Below are 6,616 nucleotides of genomic sequence, written 5' to 3' on the forward strand. Positions count from 1 at the left end.
AGGGCGGCGCGCACGTCGTAGGGGGGTGCCAGGGGATCGGGGCCGCCGTGCCACGCGCCGTAGCGGTAGCGGCCGGGCCGGCGCCGGGGGCGGGGCTCGCTCATGCGGGCACGCTACGCCGCGCGCGGACCGTGCGCTCCGGCTCGGCGGGCACCGACCGGAGCGCCCCTACCCGGAAACGGGCGCGTCAGGGACGCTCGGGGAGCGCCCGAACCCGGAGATGGGCGCTCCGGGGAGGCTCGGGGAGCGCCCGAACCCGGAGATGGGCGAGTCAGGGTGCCCGGGCGGCGCGCACGTCGCGCACCAGCAGCGCCACGTGCAGCGAGGTGCGCGACTCCCCGTCGTCGAGGTCCACCCCGAGCACCCGCTCGATCGTCGCCAGCCGCGCGTACAGCGCCGGCCGGGACAGGTGGCTGCGCCGGGACAGCTCGCTCTTGTTGCCCCCGCAGTCCAGGAACAGCCGCAGCAGGTCCAGCAGCCCGCCCCCGGAGGCGTCGTCGTGGGCCAGCAGCCGCCCGAGCTCGGCCTCCGCGAAGGACAGCAGGCGCGGCTCCTCGCGCAGCAGCGTCAGCAGCCCCCGCAGCCGCAGGTCGCCGCTGCGGTACCAGGGGCGCCGCCCGGGCAGCCCGGTGGCGGCCGCGACCTCCGCCACGTGCCGCGCCTCGGCCAGCGCCGTGCCGCTCGCGCCCAGGGACGCCGCGACCGGTCCCACCCCCACGGCGCGCGCGGTGGGCGAGGCGGGGGGCGACTCGCGCTCCGGTGCGGCGCCGAGGGCCTGCACGAACCCGGTGAGCACCCGCTCGACGGCCTGCGGGTGGGGGGCCGGCAGGGCGAGCAGGGCGGCCACCACCCCGGCGTCGAGGGGGGAGACGAGGGCCGCCAGCCGGGTGCTGCGGGCCGCCGCGGACACCTGCTCGGCCAGCCGCGCGTCGCGGCGGTGCACCGCGAGGGCGTCGCCCGCGACCCGCCGCCCCCCGCCGTCCGCGCCGGGGTCGGCCAGCACGACGGCCAGGTACGCCCGCGCCGGGGGCAGCCCCAGCGCGCCCGCGCGGGCCAGCAGCTCCGCCTCCTCGCTCGTGCCGCGGACCAGGTCCGCGAGCAGGTCCCCCTGGGCGCGGTGCTGCAGGACGACGAGGTCGCGCTCGACGAGCCGGTTGACGGTGAGCGCCTCCGCGGCGCGCTCCAGCACCATGCCCGCCGCCGGGTCGTCCAGGCCGCGGCTGCGGGGCAGCACGAGGCGCCCCCACCGCTGCCGGCGCGGCCCGACGGGGGTGGTGAGCCAGCGCTCGGGACCGCAGCGGCCGGTGCTGCCCGCGTCGGCCGCCGCGCGGGAGCGGCGCTCCCAGTCGCGCAGCAGCTCCGCGGCGGGTTCGTCCAGCGCGGTGTAGGCGACGACGTGGTGGGCCAGGTCCTCCAGCACCACGGAGCTGCCCGCCATCCCGGCGGCGCGCACGACGATCTCCTCCGGCTCGGCGCCCTCGGTGCCGAGGGGGGAGAAGGCGTCGTGCGCCTGCTGCGCCAGCCGCAGCAGCGCGGTCTGCTCGTCCAGGATGCGGGCGTGGACGGCCTCGGTGACGTCCACGAAGCGCACCCGCCGGTGCAGGGCGACGACGGGCATGCCCAGCCGGCGCCCGGTGCGCACCAGCTCCGCCGGCACCTCGGGCAGGGTCGGGCCCAGCTCCACGACGAGACCGCAGGCGCCGGCGGCGTGCAGGCTGGTGAGGTAGCGGCCGAGGTCGCCGGCCGCGGCGCCACCGGGGGCCAGGACGATGCCGGTGGTGAGGATGAGCTCGCCGCCCTGCAGCAGGCCCGTCAGGTCGGCGACCTCCCCGACGTGCAGCCAGCGCACCGGCACGTCGAGGGCGCCGGCGCCGGCCAGGACCTCCGGTTCTCCCGCCCGCACGACGTCGAGCCGCAGGACGTCGGCGAGGGTGGTGGGCACCGACGGAGTGTAAGTCGAGCGACGACCACGATGACAGTATGTCAGTACCTTTGCGGGCCCATCGGTGCCACGATCGACGCAACGCCGCGGAGGCCAGCGCGCCCCGCCCCGGACAGCCGTCGCCCGAGGAGGAACCGTGACCACCACCGCCGAGAGGACCGCCGCCCACGGCGGCACCACCGACCTGCCCGTCGTGCCGCACTGGATCGCCGGTGCCACCACCGGCGGGGCGGGCCGTCGCACCGGTGACGTCTACGACCCGGCCACCGGCGAGGTCACCAAGCGGGTCGCGTTCGCCGAGCCCTCCGACGTCGACGCCGCCGTCGCCGCCGCCAAGGCCGCCGCCCCCGGCTGGCGCGACACCTCCCTGGCCCGGCGCACCCAGATCCTCTTCGCCTTCCGCGAGCTGCTCAACGCCAGCCGCGACGAGCTCGCCGCGATCATCACCGCCGAGCACGGCAAGGTGCTCTCCGACGCGGCCGGCGAGATCGCCCGCGGCCAGGAGGTCGTGGAGTTCGCGTGCGGCATCCCGCACCTGCTCAAGGGCGGTTTCTCCGAGAACGCCTCGACGAAGATCGACGTGTACTCCATCCGCCAGCCGCTCGGCGTCGTCGGCATCATCAGCCCGTTCAACTTCCCCGCCATGGTCCCGATGTGGTTCTTCCCCATCGCCATCGCCACCGGAAACACCGTCGTCCTCAAGCCCAGCGAGAAGGACCCGTCCGCGGCCAACTTCATCGCCGGGCTGTGGAAGCGGGCCGGCCTGCCCGACGGCGTCTTCAACGTCGTGCACGGCGACAAGGTGGCCGTCGACGGGCTGCTCGACCACCCCGACGTGAAGTCGATCTCCTTCGTCGGCTCCACCCCGATCGCCCGCTACGTCTACGAGCGCGGTACCGCCGCCGGCAAGCGCGTGCAGGCCCTCGGCGGGGCGAAGAACCACATGCTCGTGCTGCCCGACGCCGACCTGGACCTGGCCGCCGACGCCGCCGTCAACGCCGGGTTCGGCTCGGCGGGGGAGCGGTGCATGGCGATCAGCGCCCTGGTGGCGGTCGAGCCCGTCGCCGACGAGCTCATCGCGAAGATCAAGGAGCGGGTGGCCACGCTGCGCACCGGCGACGGCCGCCGCGGCTGCGACATGGGCCCCCTCGTCACCGGCCAGCACCGCGACAAGGTCCGCTCCTACGTCGACGCCGGCGAGGAGGCGGGCGCCGAGCTCGTCATCGACGGGCGCGGCGTGCAGCCCGACGTGCAGGACGGTGTCGAGGCGGCCGACGGGTTCTGGCTCGGCCCGACGCTGTTCGACAAGGTGAGCACCGACATGTCGATCTACACCGACGAGATCTTCGGGCCCGTCCTGTCGGTGGTGCGGGTGGCCTCCTACGAGGAGGGCCTGCACCTCATCAACTCCAACGCCTACGGCAACGGCACCGCCATCTTCACCAACGACGGCGGCGCCGCCCGGCGCTTCCAGAACGAGGTGGAGGTCGGCATGATCGGCATCAACGTGCCGGTCCCGGTGCCGGTGGCGTACTACTCCTTCGGTGGCTGGAAGAACTCCCTCTTCGGCGACAGCCACGCCCACGGCACCGAGGGCGTGCACTTCTTCACCCGCGGCAAGGTCGTCACCGGCCGCTGGCTGGACCCCTCCCACGGCGGCCTGAACCTCGGGTTCCCGCAGAACGCCTGACCCCTCCGGCGGCCCCGGTCCCCCCGCGAGACCGGGGCCGCCGCGCGTGCGCGACGACCCGACACCCTGTCAGCCGGGGCGGGCCGTCGCTGACGAGGTGTCGGGTCCCCCTGGAGGCGCCGCGTGGCACAGTGGCCGCTCACCGGGCGCTCCGCCGGGCGCCCGCCGCCGATCCCCGAGCACCGCAGGAGCGCCGCACATGCCCGTCCCCGCCGACCCGGCCGCCCGCCGCACCTACGAGCTCGACCGCCGCCACGTCTTCCACTCCTGGTCGGCGCAGGCCGCGCTCGACCCGCTCGTCGTCACCCGCGCGGAGGGGTCGTACGTGTGGGACGGGCACGGGCGCCGACTGCTGGACCTGTCCTCCCAGCTGGTCAACACCAACATCGGCCACCAGCACCCCCGCGTCGTCGCGGCGATCAAGGCGCAGGCCGACGTGCTGTGCACCATCGCCCCGCAGCACGCCAACGACCAGCGCAGCGAGGCCGCCCGCCTCATCGCCGAGCGCACCCCCGGCGAGCTGGACCGCATCTTCTTCACCAACGGCGGCGCCGAGGCGATCGAGAACGCGGTGCGGATGGCGCGGCTGCACACCGGCCGCTACAAGGTGCTCTCGCAGTACCGCTCCTACCACGGCGGCACCACCACGGCGGTGAACCTCACCGGCGACCCGCGCCGCTGGCCCAACGACCACGCCAACGCCGGCGCGGTGCACTTCTTCGGCCCGTTCCTCTACCGCTCGGCGTTCCACGCCACCACCGAGGCCGAGGAGCGCGACCGGGCGCTGGAGCACCTGGAGCAGCTCATCGCCTTCGAGGGCCCCGGCACCATCGCCGCGATCGTCCTGGAGTCGATCCCCGGCACCGCCGGGATCATGGTGCCGCCGGCGGGCTACCTCGCCGGGGTGCGCGAGATCTGCGACCGCCACGGCATCGTGTTCGTCGCCGACGAGGTGATGGCCGGTTTCGGGCGCACCGGGCGCTGGTTCGCCGTCGAGCACGACGGCGTGGTCCCCGACCTCGTCACGTTCGCCAAGGGCGTCACCTCCGGCTACGTGCCCCTCGGTGGGGTGGCGATCGCCCCGCACATCGCCGCCACCTTCGACGAACGCCCCTTCCCCGGCGGCCTCACGTACTCCGGGCACCCGCTGGCCTGCGCCACCGCGGTGGCCACCATCACGACGATGGCCGAGGAGGGGATCGTCGAGAACGCCGCCGACATCGGCGAGCGGGTCCTGGGCCCCGGCCTGCGGGCGCTGGCCGACAGGCACCCCGTCATCGGCGAGGTGCGCGGCCGCGGCGTCTTCTGGGCGCTGGACCTGGTCACCGACCGCGCCACCAGGGAGCCCCTGGCCCCCTACGGCGGGACCAGCGCGGCCATGAAGGAGCTCACCGCCGCGCTCCTGGACGGCGGGGTGCTGCCGTTCACGAACTACCACCGCCTGCACGTCGTGCCGCCGTGCACGATCAGCGAGGCCGAGGTCGCCGAGGGCCTCGCCGTCCTCGACGAGGCCCTGTCGGTGGCGGACGAGCACACGACCGCCGCCTGAACCCTTCTGCCGGGGCGTGCACCCGCCCCGGCAGGACGTCTCGGGACGATGGTTCAGGAGACCTGCGGGTAGGAAAGCAGCGTCGCGTCGATCGCCTCCCACGCGGCGCGGCGGGCGGCCAGCTGACCGGGCAGCGCGGCGGCGAGGTCGGCCTGCTCGCGCACGTCGCGGGACAGGTCGTAGAGGTGTTCGGCGCCGTCCTCGTCGCGGACGTACTTCAGGTCCCCGCGACGCAGGGCGCCCTGGTCGCGCAGCCGCCAGAACAGGTCCCGCTCCGGGACCGGCTTCCCGCGCAGCAGGTATCCGGTGAGGCTCGTGCCGTCGAGGGGGTGGTCCGGGTCCGGGCTCGCCCCGGCCAGCTCCAGGATCGTCGCGTGCCAGTCCAGGGTGCCGACGGGTTCGTCGCTGACCTGCCCGCCGTCGATGCGGGCGGGCCACGACAGCAGGGTGGGGACGCGGACACCGCCCTCCAGGACGGTGAGCTTCTCCCCCGACAGCGGCCACTGGTAGGAGAAGCGCTCGCCGCCGTTGTCGCTGGCGAACAGCACGAGGGTGTCGCGCGCCTGACCGCTGCGGCGCAGCGCGGTGAGGACGCGCCCCATCGCGCTGTCGAGGTCCTCGACCATCTCGGCGTACTTCTCCACCGAGCCGCCGTCGGCGTGCATGAGGGCCGTGCGGTCGCCGGCCAGCACCCGGGCGGTGAGCCGCGCGCTCTCCGCCGCGTCCCCCGGGCCCTCCCACGGCCAGTGCGGTGTCGTGAAGTTCAGGTTCAGCAGCCACGGCTGGTCCTGCTCGCCGGTCTCCTCGAGGAACTCCACGGTCCGCTCGGCGAGGATGTCGGTGTAGTAGCGCAGGTCCTCGAACTCCACCTCGCCCTCGTAGAGGTCGTGGGCGCCGGAGCCGGAGACCTTGGAGAAGTAGTCGATGCCGCCGCTGAAGTTGCCGAAGAACGAGTCCCAGCCCAGGCGCGTGGGGCTGAACCACGGCAGGAAACCGCAGTGCCACTTGCCGATCATCGCGGTGCGGTACCCGACGCCCTTGAGCTGCGAGGCGAGGGTCGGGTGCCCGATCGGGATGCCGTCCACCTCGTTGGGTGCGGCGATGGGTTCCCGCAGGCCGCCGGGCAACCGCCCGGGGTAGCGGCCGGTGTAGAGGGCAAACCGGGTGGGAGAGCACACCGGCGCGGCGGAGTAGCCCTGGGTGAATCGGATCCCGCTGCGCGCCAGCGCGTCGAGGTTCGGCGTCCTGATGTGGGGCGCGCCGTAGCAGGACAGGTCGGCCCAGCCCATGTCGTCGGCCAGGACGACGAGGACGTTGGGTCGGCGGCTGCCGCGGTCCTTCGGGCGGGCCCGGAAGCGCTGCTCCGCGGCGGCGGGCGTCGCGCCCGCGGTGGCGGCGATGGCCGCGGAGCCGGCGGCGCCGACGGCGACGAGGT

Annotated in this window: 4 protein-coding genes; 2 read left to right on the forward strand and 2 right to left on the reverse strand. The window is 74.9% G+C overall.

Annotated elements, in window-relative coordinates; genetic code table 11:
• Positions 1-271: 271 nt before the first annotated feature.
• Positions 272-1,942 (reverse strand): PucR family transcriptional regulator, encoded by a 1,671-nt coding sequence (locus ABEB16_RS15065; protein WP_345713050.1) that lies wholly within the window; start codon positions 1,940-1,942, stop codon positions 272-274.
• Positions 1,943-2,126: 184 nt separating this feature from the next.
• On the opposite strand from ABEB16_RS15065, the gene ABEB16_RS15070 reads away from it, so the two are divergent.
• Together ABEB16_RS15070 and ABEB16_RS15075 are read left to right on the forward strand one after the other, a co-directional pair.
• Complete coding sequence (locus ABEB16_RS15070; protein ID WP_425560208.1) at positions 2,127-3,632, forward strand: CoA-acylating methylmalonate-semialdehyde dehydrogenase; 1,506 nt, start codon at positions 2,127-2,129, stop codon at positions 3,630-3,632.
• Between the two features lie 199 nt (positions 3,633-3,831).
• Positions 3,832-5,181 carry an aspartate aminotransferase family protein gene (locus tag ABEB16_RS15075; RefSeq protein ID WP_345713051.1) on the forward strand — a complete coding sequence of 450 codons (1,350 nt, stop codon included), beginning with the start codon at positions 3,832-3,834 and terminating at the stop codon, positions 5,179-5,181.
• A 53-nt stretch (positions 5,182-5,234) separates the two neighbouring features.
• Here the strand turns inward: ABEB16_RS15075 and ABEB16_RS15080 are convergent.
• The coding region (locus ABEB16_RS15080) for a sulfatase-like hydrolase/transferase (RefSeq protein ID WP_345713052.1) at positions 5,235-6,616 on the reverse strand (1,382 nt) is incomplete at its 5' end.

The sequence above is a fragment of the Kineococcus glutinatus genome, assembly GCF_039542765.1.
Taxonomy (GTDB): domain Bacteria; phylum Actinomycetota; class Actinomycetes; order Actinomycetales; family Kineococcaceae; genus Kineococcus_A; species Kineococcus_A glutinatus.